The organism is Caenibius tardaugens NBRC 16725, assembly GCF_003860345.1.
Taxonomy (GTDB): domain Bacteria; phylum Pseudomonadota; class Alphaproteobacteria; order Sphingomonadales; family Sphingomonadaceae; genus Caenibius; species Caenibius tardaugens.
Genome location: NZ_CP034179.1, coordinates 2,237,618 through 2,258,996 on the forward strand (window position 1 = coordinate 2,237,618; position 21,379 = coordinate 2,258,996).

The window sequence follows — 21,379 nt, forward strand, 5'->3', positions numbered from 1 at the left end:
AACTGGATCGTAAGAGTGTCATGTTTTGCGATTTTGGGGGTTATGGGTCTCTTCTATAGCGTGAACGGTGCTTTTTTAGCATTCTGTGGGCGCGCTGTGTTTTGTTTTGTCGCTGTGGTCTGCTACGCGCACTCGTCGCGTGGTACAGATCGGGTGTCGGTTTGTTGGGGCATGCGGTTTTCGTGCTCAGGGGGATGATATATGCTTGGTGATAGCAGCTGTAGCCTTTCGGTCGATTCTGCTTGCGTGGGGCATGGGTGCGGTATTGTCCCAGCCAGGCGATTGCGTAACCGCCTAATGACTGACGTCGCCCGGACCATGGCCCCTGCCGTGCTGGCGGTCATGGCGATCGGCGGTGTGACGCTCATGCCGCAAACTGCGCATGCCGCCTACACTCTCCCGCCCATAGGTGGAACGGTCGTCAATCCGGTAACCGGCGCGAACGAAACCGTGACGCAGCACGCTGGGCCGGCATCGGTCATCACCAGCGAGGGCAATGTGATCCTCCTGGCGCAGGCGGTAGGTGATACATTTACGTTATCCGGTTCGACGACAACCTATACAGTCACCGCAGTCAGCCTCACCAGCGGGCGTGTTACCAGCGTGACCTTGCAGAGCAGCGTTTCGGGCTCGTCCCCCAGACAGTCAATGTCGTGCAGGTGGCGAATACTGATGGCGCTGAGGGTTCCGGCGCTTCGACCATTTCCTATTCGCCGCCCGCGGGGAACGTCAACACCATCCACAACGTGCAGAAGGGGAGCAACGGCGGTAATGGCCATGATGGCGCCATCTTCGTTCCGGCCAGCGCGGGCGGTAACGGGGCAACCGGGCCCACAATCAATACGACCTATAATGGTCCTGCCACGATTACGGCTGTCGCCGGCACACCCGCTGGGATCTACGTTGCCAGTATTGGCGGCGATGGAGGCAATGGCGGTGATTCCTATCTGAATCTGGCTGGCGGCGGCAAAAAAGGCGGCAATGCCGGAGCTGGCGGCAATGTCACCGTCACTGTCGGGCCAGCGGTCAACGTCACGACATCGGGCAAGACCGTGCATGGAATTTTCGTGCAGAGTGCGGCGGGTCGCGGTGGCAATGGCGGCAGCGGCTATGCCACCACTGGCGGTGGCGGTAGCGGTGGTATTACCAACAGGGGCGGCACTGTCGTTCTGAACAATTCCGCCACGGTGCGGACATCGGGCGATGATGCCGTGGGTGTTTTCGCGCAATCCGTTGGCGGTGCCGGTGGTAATGGCGGCAGCAGCTATCTTTCGGTTGTGGGCGGCGGCGAAGGGTCCGTCGGCGGGGACGGTGGCTCGGTTACAGTGAATCACAGCGGTGATGTTGGTACCACTGGTAACCATGCCCATGGCGTTCTAGCGCAGTCCGTAGGCGGTTCGGGCGGCAATGCCGGCACCAGCGGCGGAACGATTGTTTCGCTGGGCAACGATGGCGGGGCGGGCGGAAATGGCGGCACGGTTTCGCTTACGGCAACCGGCGCGTCCAAAACGCAGACGAGCGGCTCCTCTTCGGTGGGCCTTCTGGCGCAATCTGTCGGTGGTGGCGGCGGCAACGGCGGGACGGGGGTCAGCATTGCGGCCTTCGGCAGCAACGGCGGCGCAGGTGGTACGGGCGGCAATGTCACGCTGAACGTCAACCAGGGCGCCCATGTGCAAACAACCGGCGCGTCGTCCGATGCGGTATTGGCGCAATCGGTCGGCGGTGGTGGCGGCACAGGCGGGCTTAGTGTTGGCGTGGTTGCGATATCGCTGGGCGCGCAAGGCGCGGGCGGCGGCTCTGCAGGCACTGTCGCGCTCGACAGCGCGGGCACGATCGTGACGACCAATGTCGATTCCCGTGGTCTGGTCGCACAATCGATTGGCGGCGGCGGTGGCTCGGCCGGCGGGTCTGTCGGTCTGGTTTCGCTGGGCAGCAAGGGCTCGGGCGGCGGCAATGGCGGCGCGGTCACGCTAACGCAGCGGGCAGGCGGTTCGGTATCGACCGAAGGGGACGGTTCGACCGGAATCTTCGCGCAATCCGTCGGCGGTGGCGGCGGTTCGGGCGGCTATGGCATCGGGCTGGCGGCATTGGGCGGCAGTGGTGCCGGTGGTGGTTTGGGCGGGCTTGTGACCGTTTCCAACGCGGGCACTGTCACTACGGAAGGCAAGAGCGCACTGGGCATCTTTGCGCAATCTGTCGGCGGCGGCGGCGGTTCCGGCGGGGCCGCTGGATCGGTCTTTGCCTCGATTGGGGGATCGGGTTCCACCGGCGGCACGGGCGGAACGGTCAATGTCACGCATAGCGGCGGTATCACGACCAAAGACACGGATTCCATCGGCATCCTTGCGCAATCGGTCGGCGGCGGCGGCGGCAATGGCGGCGGTGCGATCGCTGTCGGGGTTATGGGCAGTGTCGCGCTGGGCGGCAGCGGTGCAGGCGGTGGCGAGGGTGGCAATGTCACGCTGACGTTGCAGCAGGCAACCATCGACGATGGTCTTGGTGGTACGACAAACGTCAACTCTTCGATTACGACGGAAGGGGATCGCGCGCATGGTGTGCTGGTCCAGTCTGTCGGCGGCGGTGGCGGCAGCGGTGGCCGTGCGATTGCCGTGTCGGCCAGTGCCTTTGTTGGGGGAAGCTATTCCCTTGGCGGGACGGGCGCTGGCGGTGGCGATGGCGGCAATGTCCGGTTGACCGGCGATGTTACGGTGAAAACCGAAGGCGACAACGCCAATGGCATTCTGGCCCAATCGGTGGGCGGCGGTGGCGGCGATGGCGGCCTGGCGGTGGCTGCCAATGTAAGTGGTGGTCTCGGCAATGCGGCATTCACGGTCGCTATTGGCGGCAGCGGCGCCGGTGGCGGCGATGGCGGGACGGTCACCGTCGACAGCGGCGGCTATATCGAGACAGGAAAAGTCGACACTGATGGCGAGACGATCAGTGGCGATTTCAGCACTGGCTTTATCGCGCAGTCGATTGGCGGTGGTGGCGGCAATGGCGGCATTTCGGCCAGCGTTACGGCAGGGGGCGGTGTTTTTGGGTCGGTCGCAGTGGCGACCGGTTTTGGCGGCAGCGGCGGTGCCGGTGGTGATGGCGGCACGGTCAACGCGACATTCGACGGCGTGATTATCACGCATGCCGACGATGCAGGCGGTGCGGTGGTTCAATCGGTTGGCGGTGGCGGCGGCACCGGCGGCTTCAATATTTCGGTGCCGATCAGCGCTTCGGTGGCCGGGGGCGTGGCGGTTGGCGTCGGCTTCGGCGGTAGTGGCGGCAATGGCGGCGATGGCGGGACGGTTACCGGCACAATCGGTTCCGTACGTACTTCGGGCGATCGCGCCGGGGGTGTGGTTATCCAGAGCATCGGCGGCGGCGGCGGCGCTGGCGGTTTTAACGTTACGGCCGCAACGGGCGGCGCGGCATTCGGTGCGGGCGCTGCGGCGGTCGGTTTCGGCGGCAGCGGCGGCAGCGGCGGCGATGGCAGGAATGTTACCGGGACGGTTGGCGGCCTTGATGGCTGGGTTGAAACATCGGGAAATCAATCGACGGCTGTGATCATTCAGTCGGTCGGCGGCGGCGGCGGCTCCGGTGGCTTCAATGTGGGCAACGGATTGGCTGTTTCTGCCAACGGATCGGGGGCGGCATCGGTCGGCCTTGGCGGTTCGGGCGGTTCGGGCGGTGATGCCGGAACGGCAAGCGGCACTGTCCGGGGGCTGGTCACGACGACGGGCGACCAATCGGCAGGCGTTATCGTGCAATCGATTGGCGGTGGCGGCGGCGCGGGCGGCTTCAATGTTTCCGGAACCGAGGGATTGTCGGCCACCGGGGCAGGTGCAATCAGCGTGGGCCTGGGTGGTTCCGGCGGTTCGGGTGGCATCGCGAAGGATGCCACGCTGACCCGCACGGGTGATACCGGGACCGAGGGCGATGGTTCTGCCGGTATCCTGGTCCAGTCGGTCGGCGGCGGCGGCGGTTCGGGTGGCTTCAACGTTTCGGGCGCCCTTTCGGCGACAGGTGCCGGCAGCGGCTCAGTAGCCGTAGGTATCGGTGGCAGCGGCGGCGGGGGTGCCGCTGCTGGCAAGGCCACACTGACACTGACCGGTGATACGGCAACCCTGGGCAAGCAGGCCGACGCGATCACGGTCCAGTCGATCGGCGGCGGTGGTGGTTCTGGTGGCTTCAGCGTTGGCGCCGGGGTTGCGCTTTCCGGTGCTGGCGGTGGGGCTGTCGGTGTCGGTGTTGGCGGCTTTGGCGGCGATGGCGCCGCAGCGGATACAGCATCGGCGACAATTACGGGCGATGTCTGGACCCAGGACGAACAGAGCCGGGGTGTGCTGGTGCAATCGCTTGGCGGCGGCGGCGGTTCCGGCGGTTTCAGCATCGCTGGCGGGATCGCGCTTGGTGGCGCCGGTGCCGGTGCGGTCAGCGTCGGCGTTGGCGGCTTCGGCGGCAAGGGCGGTGGGGGCAAGTATGCCACTCTCACATTGACGGGCGATACCACAACACTGGGTGCCGATAGCGATGCCATCACGGTGCAGTCGATCGGCGGCGGTGGTGGTGCCGGTGGCTTCAACGTCAGCGGTGGCATTGCCGCCGGTGCCGGTGCCGGTGCGTTGGGCGTCGGGATAGGCGGCTTTGGCGATACCGGCGGCAATGCTGGCAAGGCGACAGCACTGATCACCGGCGATGTCTGGACGCAGGGCAATAATAGCAAGGGTATCCTTGTGCAGTCCGCTGGCGGCGGCGGCGGTGCGGGCGGTTTCAACGTCACAGGCGGCGTTTCGGCAGGCGCAGGCGCTGGCACGATCAATGTTGGCGTCGGCGGTTTTGGCGCAGGCGGCGGCGCGGCTGATCGGGCTGAACTGACATTTGAAGGCGATGTGACCACGCTGGGTAAGAACAGCGACGCCATTTCGGTGCAATCCATCGGCGGTGGCGGCGGTGCGGGCGGCTTTAACGTCACCGGCAGTATTGCCGCGGGCGGTGCTGGTGCAGGTGCCATCGGTGTGGGGCTGGGCGGCTTCGGCGGTGATGGCGGCGTTGCGGGCGACGCGGTTGCGACGATTACGGGTGATGTCTGGACACAAGGCGAGGGCAGCCGGGGTGTGCTGGTGCAATCGCTCGGTGGCGGTGGCGGTTCCGGCGGTTTCAATGTCACGGCTGGCATTGCCGGTGCGGGGCTGGGCAGCGGCTCCGTGAATGTCGGCATTGGCGGTTCGGGCGGTTCGGGCAGCAGTGGCAAGACCGCGACGCTGGAACTGACAGGCGATACCACCACGCTGGCCAAGGGCAGCGATGCGATCACCGTGCAGTCGATCGGCGGCGGCGGCGGTGCCGGTGGATTCAACGTGTCGGGAAGCATTGCCGGTGCTGGTGTGGGCAGCGGCGCGGTTACTGTCGGTCTCGGTGGTTTTGGCGCGGGTGGCGGTAATGCGTCCAAGGCCAGCGCGGATATCGAGGGCGATGTCTGGACGCAGGGGAACGAAAGCCGGGGCATTCTGGTGCAGTCGCTTGGCGGCGGTGGCGGTGCGGGCGGCTTCAACGTTTCCGCCGCGGCAAGCGGTGCGGGTATCGGTGGCGGCAGCATAGCCGTTGGTATCGGTGGCTTTGGTGCAGGTGGCGGTAACGCCGGCGAGGCCGCACTGATCCTCAAGGGCGACACGACCACGTTCGGCGTGGGCAGTGACGCTATCTCCGTCCAGTCGTTGGGCGGCGGCGGCGGTGCCGGTGGATTCAATGTTTCGGGCGGCATGGCTGGCACCGGCGTAGGCAGCGGCGCGATCACATTCGGTCTGGGCGGCTTCGGCGGCGATGCGGGCGATAGTGAAAAGGCTAGCGCGGACATCACTGGCGATGTCTGGACGCAGGGCAATAACAGCAAGGGCATCCTTGTGCAGTCCGCGGGTGGCGGCGGTGGTTCGGGCGGCTTCAACGTCTCGGGCGGCATTGCGGGCGCAGGTGTCGGATCGGGCGCGATAACTGTCGGTGTCGGCGGTTTCGGCGGCAGCGGCGGCAACGCTGGCGAAGCGGCGCTCGTTCTCAAGGGTGACACGGTCACGCTTGGCGCAGGCAGCGATGCGATCACTGTTCAGTCATTGGGCGGCGGTGGCGGTGCCGGTGGCTTTAATGTCAGCGGCGGTATTGCCGGTGCGGGCACGGGCAGCGGCGCTGTTACGGTTGGTCTCGGCGGCTTCGGCGGCGGCGCAGGCAACAGCGAGAAGGCCAGCGCGGATATCGAGGGCGATGTCTGGACCCAGAGCGATTCCAGCAAGGGTATCCTCGTGCAATCCGCCGGTGGCGGTGGTGGCTCGGGCGGCTTCAACGTCAGCGGCGGCATTACGGGCGCGGGCGTTGGTGCAGGCGCGATCACTGTCGGTATTGGCGGTTTCGGTGGTGGTGCCGGCAATGCAGGCAATGCTGAACTGATCCTCAAGGGTGACACTGTCACGCTTGGCGCAGGCAGCGATGCGATCACTGTCCAGTCGCTGGGCGGTGGCGGTGGCGCCGGTGGCTTTAATATCAGCGGCAGTATTGCAGGCGCGGGCACGGGCAGCGGTGCGGTGACTGTCGGTCTCGGCGGCTTTGGTGGTGGTGCCGGGGATGCGGCCGATGCCAAGGCGACGGCGGACATCACGGGCGATGTCTGGACGCAGGGCAATAACAGCAAGGGTATTCTCGTGCAGTCCGCCGGCGGCGGCGGCGGTTCGGGCGGCTTTAATGTCAGCGGAAGCATTGCCGGTGCGGGCACCGGCGCTGGGGCGCTGACCGTCGGAATCGGCGGTTTCGGTGGAGGTGCCGGCAATGCAGGCAATGCCGAACTGATCCTCAAGGGTGACACCACCACGCTTGGCGTGGGTAGCGACGCCATCACTGTCCAATCGCTGGGCGGCGGCGGTGGCGCCGGCGGCTTCAATGTCAGCGGCAGCATCGTGGGCGCGGGCACGGGCAGCGGCGCGTTGACTGTCGGTCTCGGTGGCTTTGGCGCCGGTGGCGGGGATGCGGCCGATGCGACTGCGGACATCGAGGGCGATGTCTGGACGCAAGGCAACGATAGCCGCGGCGTCGTGGTGCAGTCACTTGGCGGTGGCGGCGGTTCGGGCGGCTTCAACGTTTCAGGCACCATTGCAGGTGCAGGTACGGGCAGCGGTGCCGGTGCGGTCGGTATTGGCGGCTTCGGTTCGGGCGGCGGCGATGCGGCGCTGGCTGATCTGACGCTGGTTGGTGACGTGACCACGCTGGGTAAAAACAGCACGGCAGTCACCGTACAGTCGATTGGCGGCGGCGGCGGCGCTGGCGGTTTTAATGTCGCAGGTGCCATTGGCGGCGGCGGCACAGGCAGCGGCGCGGGTTCTGTCGGTATTGGCGGCTTCGGTGCCGGTGGCGGCGGTGCTGGCGATGCCCGGGCAGATATCACGGGTGATATCTGGACGCAGGGCGAAGGCAGCGGCGGTGTACTGGTGCAGTCGATTGGCGGCGGCGGTGGCGATGGCGGCTTCAGCGTTGCCATGGGCATTGCCGCTGGCAAGAGCGGTGCCGGTAGTGGCGGCGTCGGTATCGGCGGTTTCGGCGCTGGCGGCGGCAATGCCGGGAATGCCGATCTGGTGTTCGTTGGCGATGTCATTACGCTTGAGAACACGTCTGACGGTATCACCGTGCAGTCGATTGGCGGCGGTGGCGGCAACGGCGGCTTCGCCGTGGGCGGGGGTATCGCCCTTTCCAACTCGGCTGCAGGGACTGGCGGTATCGGGCTGGGCGGCTTTGGCGGCGGCGGCGGCCTGGCCGGCAATGTCATGGCCGAGATCACCGGCAACATCACCACCTATGGCGCTGACAGCAGCGGTGTTCAGGCACAATCGATTGGTGGCGGTGGCGGCAACGGCGGTTTCGCGGTTGCGGGCGGTATTTCGCTGTCCAAGGATGGCGGCGGTGCGGCGGCGCTTGGCCTGGGTGGCTTCGGCGGCAGCGGCGGCGATGCCGGTACGGTCGACCTGACTCTGACAGGCGATACTTTCACATTCGGCGATAACAGCATGGGCGTTCTTGCCCAGTCGCTGGGTGGCGGCGGTGGTAACGGCGGGTTCGTCGTGACGGGCACGGTTTCGGTCGCCAAGAGCCTCGCTGGCGCGTTGAGCGTGGGTGTGGGCGGCTTCGGTGGCGATGGCGGCGATGGCTCGACTGTCTCGGCCACTGTGACCGGCCTCGTGGTCACGGAAGGCGAATCTTCCGGAGGTGTTCTGGCCCAATCGCTTGGCGGCGGTGGCGGCAATGGCGGAATGGCCATTAACGGCGCGCTCGCCCTGTCGAAGGAAGAAGCGGGGGCGATCGCTATCGGCGTCGGCGGCTTTGGCGGCGGTGGCGGTAACGCCGGCGATGTGACCCTGACCCGCACTGGCAATACATTCACCACGCGGGGTAATTCCGATGGCGTGTCCGCGCAGTCGATTGGCGGCGGCGGCGGTAATGGCGGCATCAACGTTAGCGGTGCGATCAGCGGCGTTCTCGATGGCGAAGCGGCGTCCGCGGCGCTTGGCGTGGGTGGTTTCGGCGGCTCAGGCGGCGATGCGGGCGATGTTACGCTGGATCTGGTGGGCAATATCTGGACCGGTTCCGAGGTCGATGCCTATTCACGCGGCGATGGTTTGCCAGCATTTGCGTTTGGCAAGGATGTGGGCGGTAATGGCCTTGTTGCCCAATCGCTTGGAGGCGGTGGCGGCAATGGCGGGCTGAATGTCAGCGCCGGTATTGCCCTGACCAATCCAAAGAAGAGCGATTCCTTCAGTCTGGCGCTTGGGCTGGGTGGTTTTGGTGGTGCAGGCGGCGATGCGGGCCATGTCGACGCAAGCTCGATCGGCGCATTTGACGGGCAGGAGTTCACCCAGAGCCTGCTGATCGCCAATGGCGATAACCACGCGGCGTTCCTCGCTCAGTCGATTGGCGGCGGCGGCGGTAACGGCGCCATCAACGTGTCTGGCGGGATCTCCACGTCCGGCAACCTGACCCTTGGCATTGGCGGTTTCGGCAGCGCAGGCGGCAAAGCGGGGAACGTGGACGCCTACGTCCGCTCCGATGTGTTCGCGGCGGGTGAAAACTCGGCCGGGGTTGTCGCGCAGTCGCTTGGCGGCGGCGGCGGTATGGGCGGCATCAACGTGTCGGGTGGTGTCACTTACGACAAGGATGCGACCCTGCCCAATCTGGTGCTGGGCATCGGCGGCTTCGGCGGCGATGGCAATACGGCGGGCAATGTCACGGTCGATCAGTCCGGTTATATCGGCGTTGAAGGCGGCAGCACGATTGGCATTCTGGCCCAGTCGGTTGGCGGCGGTGGCGGTAGAGGCGGGATCAATGTGTCCGCCGCAGGCTCCGCAGCCGAACAGAAGTCGGGGATGGCCGTAGCCATTGGCGTCGGCGGTACGGCGGGCTCGGGCGCAGATGCCGGTTCGGTGCTGGTCCGCAGCCTTGGCGCTATCGAGGTCAACCTTAATACTCCGGATTCGCTGTTGCATCCGGAGCACGAGGATGCAGGCGCTGTCGCCAGCGTTCTCGATATGCTCGGGATCAAGTCACTGCCTACGCCGACATCGGCGACAGCGGGCATTCTCGCGCAGTCGCTTGGTGGCGGTGGCGGTACCGGGGGCTTTAACAGCACCGTGGCCGTTGCACCCAAGGGAAGCGCGGCGAACATTGCCCTGGGTGGCAACGGCGGTGCTGCGGGCGATGCGTCCACTGTCACTGTGATCCGTGGCTATGCCAGCGATGGCAACGGCGGTGAAACGCTGGATGCCAGCTTCATTCATACCAAAGGCGATAATGCCTCCGGCCTTGTCGCCCAGTCGATTGGCGGCGGCGGGGGTATGGCGGGTGCCACGCTGAACTTCATCCTGACCGGTGTTTCCGAAGGGCAGGACAAGAACACTGTTGCTGCGGCCATTGTGGTCGGCGGTGATGGCGGCGCATCGGGGGCTGGCGATGATGTACTGGTCCGTCATGCGGGCAATATCTGGACCGAAGGCGATCAGTCCGATGCGATCACTGCCCAGTCCATCGGCGGCGGTGGTGGCAGCGCCAACTACAGTGTCGGTCTGGGACGCGTCAAAGATGCCAACCTGTTGACTCTGGCGATCGGTGGCAAACCTGCCGCAGGCAGTTCCGCTGGCGATGTCACGGTGAAGCAAACTGGCGAATTGCGCACGGATGGGGTGGATTCCGTCGGTATTCGCGCTCAATCCATCGGCGGTGGCGGTGGCGACACCAAGGCCACCATGATCGTGGCGATCAGTTCCAAGAACTCACTCGGGCTCACCCTGGGTGCCAGAGGCGGCAACGGTGGCGAAAGCGGCGACGTTCTGGTTGAGGCCGAAGGCCTGATCACGACCAAGGGGCAAGGCGCAACCGGCATTCTCGCGCAGTCTATCGGCGGCGGCGGCGGCACCAGTTCGTCCACCTCGATCGCAGTATCGACCACGACTGAAGAGGACGGGAAGGCTACCGGTTCGCAGGGCGCCAGCTTTGCGTTCGGCATGGAAGGTGGCGTAGGCGCAACCAGCGGCACCGTGACGGTCAACAACGACGCGCGGGTCGCGACCGAGGGCAAGAACGCCCGCGGGATTATCGCCCAGTCGATCGGCGGCGGTGGCGGTGTCGGCGGCGGCGCAACATCGACGGCGATTTTCACCGACAACAAGTTCGGCATGGCTCTCGGCGGTGTTGGCGGCGTTGGCGCCGCATCCGACAAGGTTGACGTGGTCAATGCCGGCATCGTCACGACCATTGGTGATGATGCAGAGGGTATCCTCGCGCAGTCCATCGGTGGCGGTGGCGGTATTGGCGGTATGGTCAATATTATCGGCCTTGGCGTGGACAAGCTGGAGAAGGCGGACTCCAAGACCACGGTGAACATCGGCGTTGGTGGTTCGGGCGGCGAAGGTGCCATTGCGGGCGCCGTCGCGGTCGCCAACAGCGCCCCGATCTACACACAGGGTGATCGCTCCTACGGCATCCGCGCGGAAAGCATCGGCGGCGGCGGTGGTAGCGGCGGCTCGGTCAACAACATCAGCCTGCAGATCAGCGGCAAGCAGTCGACAAGCGTCGACGTCAATGTTGGCGGCAGCGGCGGCGAAGGTGCAGCGGCCGGTACGGTTGATGTGACCAACAGCGGCGAAATCCTCACACTTGGTGAGGAAGCAGCCGGGATCGTGGCCACCAGCGTTGGCGGTGGCGGCGGCAGCGGCGGCATGATCATCGACGTGAAGGGCGCAGGCACTGGCAAGCAGGAAAACCAGTCGTACAAGCTGAACATCGGTGGAGCCGGTGGCGTGGGCGGTACTGGCGGTGATGTGACGGTTACCAACACCGAAGCCGGATCGATCACGACTCTCGGCACGAAGGGCTACGGCATTCTTGCCCAGTCGATTGGCGGCGGCGGCGGCCGTGGTTCGTCTATCGCTTCGCTCAACATTGTGCAGGGTGGCAACGGCAGCGTCATTGCCGGGCTCAGCCTTGGTGGTATTGGCGGTTCCGGCAACTCTGCTGGTGATGTGGCCGTGACCAATGCGGGCACGATTACGACCTACGGCCAATCCGCGCATGGTATCTTCGCGCAGTCGATCGGTGGCGGTGGCGGTACCGGTGGTATGGTGCTGACCGGGCTGATCGGGATCACGCCCGATCCGGTAAAGACGCAGCACAACTTCGCCATTGGTGGCGCAGGCGGTGATGGTGCAGACGCAGGGGCGGTGATTGTCAACAACACCGGTTCCATCGTCACTTATGGCAAGGGCGCGGATGGTATCCGGGCCCAGTCAGTCGGTGGCGGCGGCGGCGATGCCAACGTTGCCATTTCGCTGGGCTCCTCGGTTTCGGGCATTGCCGGAAACCTGTTCAGCGCCGCGTTGGGCGCAGTAACCGGCGGGGCGGGCGGTATCGCCGGTCCGGTTACGGTCAATCAACTCGGCTCGATCACCGTCTATGGTGAGAACGCGCAGGCAATTTCGGCATCCAGCATCAACGGCGGCGGCGGTTCGCTGACCTTCGATATTCAGGGCATCACCGATCTGGCCGGCACGCCGCTCGATCCTTCGGGCACTCTGCGCGGCACTGTGATGGCGGCGCTGGGCAGCAAGAGCACAAGCGACGCGAACGCGGCTGCTGTGACGATCAACTCGGTTGGTGAACAGGTGGTGGTCGGCGCTGGCGGCAGCGGCGGCGCGGTTCAGTCGGTCGGGGGTGGCGGTGGTACTGCCTATCTCAACTTGCGGTTCTCCCCTGCGGTTCAATCGGGCACTGGCGCAGATACGCTATCTCTTGACGAAATTGAATCTGCGGACATGACCGCGGCTGAACTGACGCCCGCAGCACTCCCGCCGCTACCGGCGATCCTGCCGGGCAATGTCTTGCGCAGGGCCTTGGCTGCGGATGTGCACGTTACACTTGCTGCCGTCGATGGCACCTATCTGGACGGCGGGGATGCATCCCTTACGCAAGATGGTTCGATCATCATGATCGGTGACGATTCCATCGGCCAGTTCGCCCAGTCGATTGGCGGCGGCGGCGGCCGTCAGGTCCTCGCACTGGATGTGACCGATGCGGCGCCGGGTGCGTTGTTTGCAACTCTTGGTGCCCAGAACACTTCGAATGCGGGCGGCGGCGCCGTCAATGCCAGCCAGACAGGCGGTATCTTCACTTCGGGCGATATTGCCCCCGGCGTGCTGTTGCAGTCGATTGGCGGCGGCGGCGGGTCTGTTGGCGTGCATCTCACGGCAGGCTCCCAACTCGGCGCGATTGCCGATCTGGCACTGGGTGCAGACGGCGGCACCAGCCTCGATGGCGGGGCGATCACCGCGCAGTATTCCGGCGGTATCCGTACCGAAGGAAACGGCAGTACTGCCCTTATCGCCCAATCGATCGGCGCTGGTGGCGGTGATGTGCGTCTGTCCGGGCTCGGCGCCAATGCAATTGCCTTGGGCGGTATCAACGGTGCCACCGGCAATGGCGGGACCGTGGATGTCGTCAACGGCGGCAGCATTGTAACCCTGGGTAAGAGTTCGCACGGGGTGCTGCTGCAGTCGATTGGCGGCGGCGGCGGTGCCGTCTTCGGATCGGGCCTCGGCGGTGTTGCCCTGCGTGATGGCGGTATTGGCGATGGCGGGGCCATCCGGTTCAGCCAGAGCGGTGATATCATCGTGCAAGGCGATCAATCCTATGGCGTGATCGCGCAATCGATCGGCGGCGGCGGCGGTTGGGTCGACGGCGTATTCTCCGGAAGCGCTGGCGGCGAAGGCCGTGGCGGGACAATTGATCTCACCCTTGCCGGATCGGTTCTGGCCACAGGCAAGAATTCCACTGCCGTGTTCGCGCAGAGTGTGGGCGATGCCGGTGGGAACATGACCGTTGCCGTAACGGGTGACGTGCGTGGTGGCAGCGGGAAGGGGGCAGGCATCTATCTCGATGGTGGCGCGGATAACCTTGTCACCACGAGCGGAACCCTGTCGTCGGTCTCACAATTGGCGGTGGTCGGAACCTCTGGTAACGACACCGTCATCAACACGGGAGACATCTACGGTAATGTGCGCCTTGGCGGTGGCAACAACCAGTTGCTCAACCGCGAGGGTGGCATGTTCATGGCCGCAACGGATCTCCAGTTGCGTACCGATCCTGCTGCAATCGGCCTGTTCCAGAACGATGGTCTGCTGCTGATGGGGCTGGGAGGCCCGCAGCGTCCCATCAACCTGGCGGCGGGAGAAATCTACGCCACTTTCGACAGTGCCGGCGATCCGCGTGAAAACCTGCTTTACGGCGCGCGCGTCGTGACGCAGACCAAACTGGATGGCGATTTCGTCCAGACCGATACCGGGCATATGGTCTTCGATGTTGCGTTCGGGCCTTATGCATCGGACACGATCCAGGCCACCGGCGATATTTCCGTCGATGGTACGCTGGATGTCACGCTGGCCTGGCTGGAAAATGCCAATCCCTATCTGCTGATTGGCACGGATGCCGGGCGCACGGTTACCGATCACGGTCTCGAAGTCGCCGATACAATCGCGATGGATTACCGTATCCTCAGCACATCACGCGGGATCGAACTGGCCTTCACCAGCCACTTTGATCAGCTGTTCCTGACCCCCAACGGGCAGGCGATTGGCCAACACATGAATTCCGCGCTTCTGGCGGGGGATTCGAACGGTATTGGCCAGTTGATGGGCTGGCTCGGTAATCTTCAGGCCGGGCAGGAAGACCTGTTTGGCGAATTGATGACGCAAGTCAGTCCCGAAGCCTATCTCACTGCCGTGAAGGTGCATTATCAGGGGGCAGACCGGTTCCGCCGCCAGATGATCGATGCCGGTACCCAGGGTGACGGGATGTGGAGGCTGTGGGGCAACTTCGATATCGATGGCTTCCGTCAGGATTCCCTGACAGATCAGTATCGCGGCAAGGCAAACAGCATCCTGATGACTCTGGGGGCAAGCGGGGAGATTGCCGAGAATCTCCGCCTGATCACAGCGCTTGGTTATCGTCGGATCACCTCGTTCTCCGTCACGGACGGGGCGCCGGTTCGCGGCGATGGCGATGCCTTCCATGTGGGCATGGGGCTGGCATGGCGTCCGCTTTCCGATTTCGAGATCACGGCATCGGCAAGCGCAGGTTGGCAGCGACTGAAAACGATTCGGCAGACCGATATATTCAAACCGATGGATGTCGATGCGACGCCCAAGGCTAGCGATGTGCAGCTTTCGCTGGGTGCGAACTACACCTATCGGTTCGGCGCAGCCTACCTGAAACCGTCGATCGATCTGACGGCAACCGCGCTGCATCAGGCTGATTTCTCCGAACGTGGTCTCGAAGGAGTCGGGATGAAGGCCGATGCGCAGACCCGGTGGTTGTGGACCGGCACGCCAAAGATGACGCTGGGCGCCACCTTTGGCGAAAGCAGAGGGCTGAAGGCTGATATCAGGCTCAATGCTGGTGTTGTGTTACAGTCAAAGGACAGTTTCACCATGCCCTATCGCTTTATTGGGGCGAATCCGGCAGCCGATCCCGCTATGTTGTCATTGGGCCTGAACAAGCAGGCCCTGCTGGTAGGAGGTGAGCTGGTGCTGAGCCAGAACGACCGGATCAGCCTCACGACAGGCCTCACTTATTCGGGTGGTAAGCATGACGAGAGTCTAACCGGAAATGCCCGGATTTCGTTCAAGTTCTGATGGTAACCTGCAGAGGGACCTGTCGCTTGATCTGCCCCCTTCTGAGTGGTCCAGCATCTGTTTTAGATTTGACCATGAAGGAGGAATGTCATGTCGAGGAAGCACAAGCCTGAGGAGGTTATCGGTAAGCTGCGTGAAGCGGAGATCGTGCTGGCTCAGGGCGGAACGGTTGCAGATGCTTGTCGGCGGATCGGCGTCAGCGAACAGAGCTACTACCGTTGGCGCAAGGAATATGGCGGCCTGAAGATGGATCAGGCGCGTCGCATGAAAGAGCTGGAGAAGGAGAACGCCCGGTTGCGGCGGGCGGTGTCGGACCTGACGCTCGACAAGCTGATCTTGCAGGAGGCTTCCAGGGGAAACTTCTGAGCCCCGCGCGCCGACGACGCTGTATTGATCATATCCGGGCAATAATGCCGGTGTCCGAGCGACGGGTCTGCCGTGTGCTTGGTCAACATCGATCTACACAGCGCAAGACGCCGCGTGGGGCGGATGACGAAGCCGCACTGACCGAGGACATCATCGCCTTGGCTCGGCAATATGGTCGCTATGGCTATCGCCGGGTGACGGCCTTACTGCGCGATGCGGGATGGCATGTGAACCGCAAGCGGGTCGAGCGCATCTGGCGCCGTGAAGGGCTCAAGGTACCGCAGAAGCAACCAAAGCGTGGCAGGCTGTGGCTCAACGACGGATCATGTATCCGACTGCGGCCTGAGTATCCCGGCCATGTCTGGTCGTATGATTTTGTCGAAGGACGCACGCACGATGGCCGCAAGTTCCGCATCCTGTCGATCATCGATGAGGCCAGCCGCGAGTGCCTCGCTTTACCCGTCGCACGACGACTGCGAAGCGAAGATGTACTGGCAGCATTGGCCGAACTCTTTGTCACCCGTGGTCCACCAGCGCACATCCGGTCTGACAACGGCCCGGAGTTTATCGCTAATGCTGTGCAACAGTGGTTGGCCAGGATCGGTGTGAAGACGCTCTACATCACACCCGGCAGCCCGTGGGAGAACGGTTATTGCGAGAGCTTCAATGGCTCGATGCGTGATGAGCTTCTGAATGGAGAGATCTTCTATACCCTGGCGGAAGCAGAAATCCTGATCGAAGCCTGGCGGCGGCACTACAACACCGTTCGGCCTCACAGCTCGCTTGGTTATCGGCCTCCAGTCCCGGAAACGGCCGTATCACCATGGCCGCCCTCCGGTTCCGCTTCGCTCCACCTGCGGCCAGCCATGGCGCCGGAGCTAGTTTTACACTAACAAATAACACGGACCACTCGGTGGGGGCCGGTCAGGTTGTAGAAGCCAAGCAGTGAGAGGTTGTCAAAGCGAAAGCCCATGATTGGATACCATTGAAATGAAGTCGCTTGAAACGGTCATGATGCCTAGCAATCTGCTGGTGCCAATGTTGAACGACCTGATGACAAAGGACGGATTGACCGGTCGCCCTGAGGTGTCCCGGAATGACATTGCGCGTTTGCACGCTGTTTCCCGCGGGGAGGTAATTGCTCTCGAACGTGCAGAATTTGTTCGTTATTATAGCGTTTGCACTCGTTCGCTCGAGCAGAGCGAATGTCATCACATTTCAAGCAGCGCCAATCGCCAGAAAGCATTGGAAGCCTTCCTGTCCTATATCGTTACTGCAGAAACGCTGGAAGACGCATGCCAGCTGGCAAAGGATTTCAACGATCTTCTGCAGGAACGTGGCTATTCGATTGCTACCGGCACTTCCGGCAAGAAAGCGTTCTTCTGTCTCGACCTCCAGCCTATGGTCGCGCATGCGACGCCCTCGCTGATTTCCGCCACCTTATTGTTTTATTATAACATTCTTTCCTGGCTGACAGCATCCCCGTTGGATCTTGTGGCCGTAGATCTGGCCTGCCCGCAACCGTCCGGAGGCGACCCGTCTTTGACCACATTGGGTGTAACGGTGCATTATCATGAACCGGTTACCCGTCTGGTTTTCGATGCCTCCAATCTCGCGCGCAAGGTGCAGCGCTCTCACCGCGATCTGGCGGGTAACATCGACCTTATCGCATATGATCCGCTCGTATTTGCACGCGGTCTTACGCCAATGTCAGCGCGCGTTCGCTCATGGCTGTCCGAATGCGGGCTTAAAGAAACGTTATTGCCGGATAGCGCCGGGGCTGCCCGTCATTTCGACATCAGCCTGTCCACGCTGTCACGCCGTTTGCGTCAGGAACATACATCATTTCTTGCCGTCAAAGCCGAATGTCAGCAGGAACTGGCCCGGGTAATGCTGCGTGAAGGGACATTGGGCATGGTTGAAATTGCCCGCCGTCTAGGATTTGCAGATGTCCGCAGTTTCCGCAGAGCCTTTATCAAATGGACCGGTATCCTGCCGTCAGAGTTTCGCGAAAACTCCCTTCGAGCAAAGAAAAAGGAATAGGGTGGGGCGTTTGACCCAAAATGTCCCCATATCGGGCAAATAGCACTCTCGCTCAGTCGTAACCGGCCCTGCATGATACGCCTGTGTGATGCACCTTGATCCGACATCATGCGCGTACTGGATCCTGCACGAGATCGGTACGGACCGAATTCGAGAGGACCATGACGCAGAATGGGAAAGACAGTCTATTCTAAGGATAAATTGCTTGCGTTGTCGATGCAGCGTTTTGCAGCGGTGAGCAGTGGTGATCTGGATGCCACGATGGCGGTTCTGGTTGATGAACCAGTGTTCGAATTGCATCCGGCAGGGTTGCAATTATCCGGCCACGCCGATGTCCTACAGTATTACAAGCAATTCCTCGCAAGCGCCGGACACGCGATCAGCGGCGATATTATCGATACATTCGTATCCGACAGCGCTGTCTGCCTCGAACTGCGCATGACGCACGGTGCAGACGATGACGCGCCCGAGTATTTCCGCATGATTGCAGTTCAGCCGGTGGAAAACGGCCGCTTCACCGGTGAGCGTCTCTACGGCGACGAACGGCTTTTTCGTCTGATGTTCCCAAATCCTGTATGGTCGCTGTTCCAACCGTTAGAGATTTGAGATGACGGATCTGGGACCAGGCGATACCGTTCTTTGTACGGCGACCATGGGGTTTGGGCCGCTGCGCGCGTTCGTCGAAGCAGCCAGTTCTGCTGGGTTCAGCGCCATCTCGCTGTCGGGCGGTGACTACAAAGCTGCCCGTTCCGCCGGGATGTCGGATCCCGATATCCGGACGTTGCTTGCCGACAACGCAATCCGCGTGGCAGAATTGGATGGGGTTGTCGATTGGCTGCGTCCGCTACCCCGGGAACAGGGGGCAGGATACGGTCTGGACAATCCCTTCTTCGGTCATTCGCAAAGCGAATTTTTTGATATGGCGGGGGCACTGGGCGCGCGTTCGATTACGGCGGTCGACCCGTTCATGGGCACTGTTCCACGGGATGAAATGGCCGAAGCCTTCGCCCGGTTATGCGACCGTGCTGCGGATTTCTGCCTGCTGGTTCATCTGGAATTTCTGTCTTGGGGGCCCGTGCCGGACCCGGTGACAGCGTCTGACGTCGTGCGTCTGGCGAACAGACCCAATGGCGGATTGGTGCTCGACACACTTCATCTCATGCGCAGCGGAGGGCTCGAAAGCCTGAGCCAGATTGCACCAGAGAAGATTTTCGCCACCCAGTTTTGCGATGGGCGAGCCACCCGCAGCAGCGATCCCTTCACGGACGCGGCCAATCGCCTGTGGCCGGGAGAAGGCGATTTCGATCTTGCGGCTATTCTGCGGCAAATCCGGCGAGGCGGCTGCTGGGCTCCTCTCGGCATAGAAGTCATGAACGATGAAACCCGTTCGATGACACCCGCAGCGATCGCCGCACGGGCTTTTTCAGCACTTCAAACGATCGGGCAGTAGCACCATCGCTCCCGCCACCCGGCAATGACCTTCAGGAGATACAACAATGAAAGCGAGTTTTCTCGAATTGCTTGGCGTGGCCAACAGGCATGCGCAAACAGAAAGCGCCAAGGATCTCGATGCCATCATGGCGACCATGGAAGGTGAGCCCACCTACGCTTATTATCCCGTCGGCAAGATGTTCTCGGGAATGGAAAACACTCGCCGTCTCTATCGCCATTTTATTGACGATGTTCAGCCCCGTATGGCGGGCTGGAAGTTGATCAGTGAATCCGTTGGTGCGCAAGGCGTGGTACAGGAATACGATATCGCCATCCGGCTGATCGGCGACACTGAACCCTCCTGGCACCGCATTATGGCCATTCTTGTGTTTGGCGAACAGGGGCTCGCAGGCGAACGCATGTATTCCGACGAAGCACTCTTTCGAACGCTAACCGGCCCCTTGTGGGATGAAATGATCCCCGTCCCGGCAAGTTGACCTGAAATGTCCTCTGGTCAGACAAATTGCACACTTTTGCCGGTCGGCAAGAAGCATATTCTGCGCATGTAAGATGGACCGACTGAAAATCAGCGATCTGCGCAAGGGCGTGTGCCTGAGTTTCGGCAATTTTATTACAGGAGAGAAACATGAAGCACGAGCTGATAAAGCGGGATGTGAATGTAGCATCGGCGCGGCAACTCGGCCTGCCTATCGGTGGGTTCAGAGCCATGCACGAGATCATTCTGCCGCAGCGTTTGCGCCGGGGCGTAAGCGATCAGATTGCCTGGGATGTTGCCAACGCCGCACCGATCGCATTCAAGACGCTGGAAGGCGATGCCTATACTTATGTCGCCGAGAGCGGCCGTGTCCGCATTGTGCGGGGCATCACAGAAGACGCCGGACTGGTTATCGAACTGTCATCCGATAACTGGGACAACTATTATTACGAAATGCGCACCAACTATGGTTTGCTTTATGCGGAAGCGGTGCGTTTCCTACGCGGCAAGTTCGCAATGTGGGATTCATGGGAACCTGCCTTGCGCTGCCTGTACAGCGGTACGCCGATCTATAACCCGGCCACGCTCGATCTGCGTGATCTCGATGGGGCAAAACTGGATATTCACCGCTCGTTCCTGCCGAATGACGATCCCGCGCATATGGCACATTTCCTGCACACAACCGGCTATCTGCATATCCGTTCAGCCTTTTCCAAAGAGGAAATGGGCCGCATATCCGAAGAGCTCGATCAGGTTCGTGGGGCCGCCGTCGAAGGCGAAGTGTTCTCGCGCTGGGGAACCGACGATCAGGGCCGTAAGACGGTCTTCGACCTGCACTATCTGACCCTCAAGTCGCGGTTGATGAAGGATCTTGATAACCATGCCATGGTGCGGTTCCTGACAGGGTTGGCAGGTGAACATGTCGTGCCATCAGAAGACCGCGACTGTGGCACCCACGCAATCACGCGTGAGTTTTCTGGTGATTCGGACTCATTCGGGGTTCTGGGATGGCATCAGGATTGCGGCCTGGGCGGATGCCCGGTGACCTGCCCCCGTGTCCACGTCGGTATCCAGGTTGACGCGGCAAATGCTGATAGCTCAAAGCTTTACTTCCTCGCAGGAAGCGCGAGCCGTGGCTGTCACCTCAATATATCACCGGAACAGGCGCGCAATTTGCCGATTGCTGCATTTGACACCCAACCTGGCGACGCGACGGTGCATCTCGGGTGCATCCTGCATGCGGCCAACACCGCTCAAGGTCGCAACCGGCGACGGACGATCTACACCCGTTTCGTTAATCCCATGGCGCTGGATATCTTCGATCCGTTTGGCTCCGTTGATCAGGTGATCCCGGGCATTTCGGGTGACCAAAGCATGCCCAGCCCTGCCGACATGGCGGCATTGGTCGAGGCGCGATAGCTCACGCGATTTTCTGTCAACCAATGCGGCTTATCCAAATTTTCCGATTGAGTGAAGCCGTGCGCTGCGAAGAATGTTATGCTCTTCGTAACGCACGGCTCGCTTAGCATAACCCAGGAGGCGCTCTGGGTATCGTCGACGAACTGGCACAGATGAGAGATTCAAAACAACAGCGGGCGCCTTGCCCCGCCGCAGATCGCCCATGTTGAATTGGTCGTCGCCGCCCGTCGCCGCGTCCTCGATCATAACCCGGCTGCCATACGCGCCCAGCACGCGACCTTTGTGCAGCCCTACAGCATGGAATTGACTTTCGCCCATTCAGCCTTGGGGTGGCCATCGTTAAGTAGAAATGGCCGTGTTTGTTCGCGGCGTGATACTTGGTATCGAGGAAAAAAGATCGTCGGTCGCTCCGAGGGCCTGTCATCCT

Annotated in this window: 7 protein-coding genes; all 7 read left to right on the forward strand. The window is 62.4% G+C overall.

Going from position 1 to position 21,379, the window contains the following annotated elements; genetic code table 11:
• The first annotated feature begins 659 nt into the window (after window positions 1–659).
• The 7 genes from EGO55_RS10305 (at window position 660) to EGO55_RS10340 (ending at window position 20,952) form a co-directional block, all read left to right on the forward strand.
• Entirely contained in the window at window positions 660–15,197 is a 14,538-nt protein-coding gene (locus EGO55_RS10305; protein ID WP_124916764.1) for an autotransporter outer membrane beta-barrel domain-containing protein, read from the forward strand.
• Between the two features lie 90 nt (window positions 15,198–15,287).
• A protein-coding gene (locus EGO55_RS10315) for an IS3 family transposase (RefSeq protein WP_429860910.1) occupies window positions 15,288–16,456 on the forward strand; the annotation gives its coding sequence in 2 pieces (ribosomal slippage) (window positions 15,288–15,555 and window positions 15,555–16,456; 1,170 coding nt in all).
• 97 nt (window positions 16,457–16,553) lie between these two features.
• On the forward strand, window positions 16,554–17,606 hold the full coding sequence (locus EGO55_RS10320; RefSeq protein WP_124916765.1) for an AraC family transcriptional regulator: 1,053 nt from the start codon (window positions 16,554–16,556) through the stop codon (window positions 17,604–17,606).
• 171 nt (window positions 17,607–17,777) lie between these two features.
• Window positions 17,778–18,212, forward strand: a complete 435-nt coding sequence (locus tag EGO55_RS10325) for a nuclear transport factor 2 family protein (RefSeq protein WP_021691731.1) — start codon at window positions 17,778–17,780, stop codon at window positions 18,210–18,212.
• A gap of 1 nt (window position 18,213) precedes the next feature.
• Window positions 18,214–19,056 carry a sugar phosphate isomerase/epimerase family protein gene (locus EGO55_RS10330; RefSeq protein ID WP_021691730.1) on the forward strand — a complete coding sequence of 281 codons (843 nt, stop codon included), beginning with the start codon at window positions 18,214–18,216 and terminating at the stop codon, window positions 19,054–19,056.
• 46 nt (window positions 19,057–19,102) lie between these two features.
• Window positions 19,103–19,534, forward strand: a complete 432-nt coding sequence (locus EGO55_RS10335; protein WP_021691729.1) for a hypothetical protein — start codon at window positions 19,103–19,105, stop codon at window positions 19,532–19,534.
• A 149-nt stretch (window positions 19,535–19,683) separates the two neighbouring features.
• Window positions 19,684–20,952 carry a phytanoyl-CoA dioxygenase family protein gene (locus tag EGO55_RS10340; protein WP_021691728.1) on the forward strand — a complete coding sequence of 423 codons (1,269 nt, stop codon included), beginning with the start codon at window positions 19,684–19,686 and terminating at the stop codon, window positions 20,950–20,952.
• The last annotated feature ends 427 nt before the right edge of the window (window positions 20,953–21,379 follow it).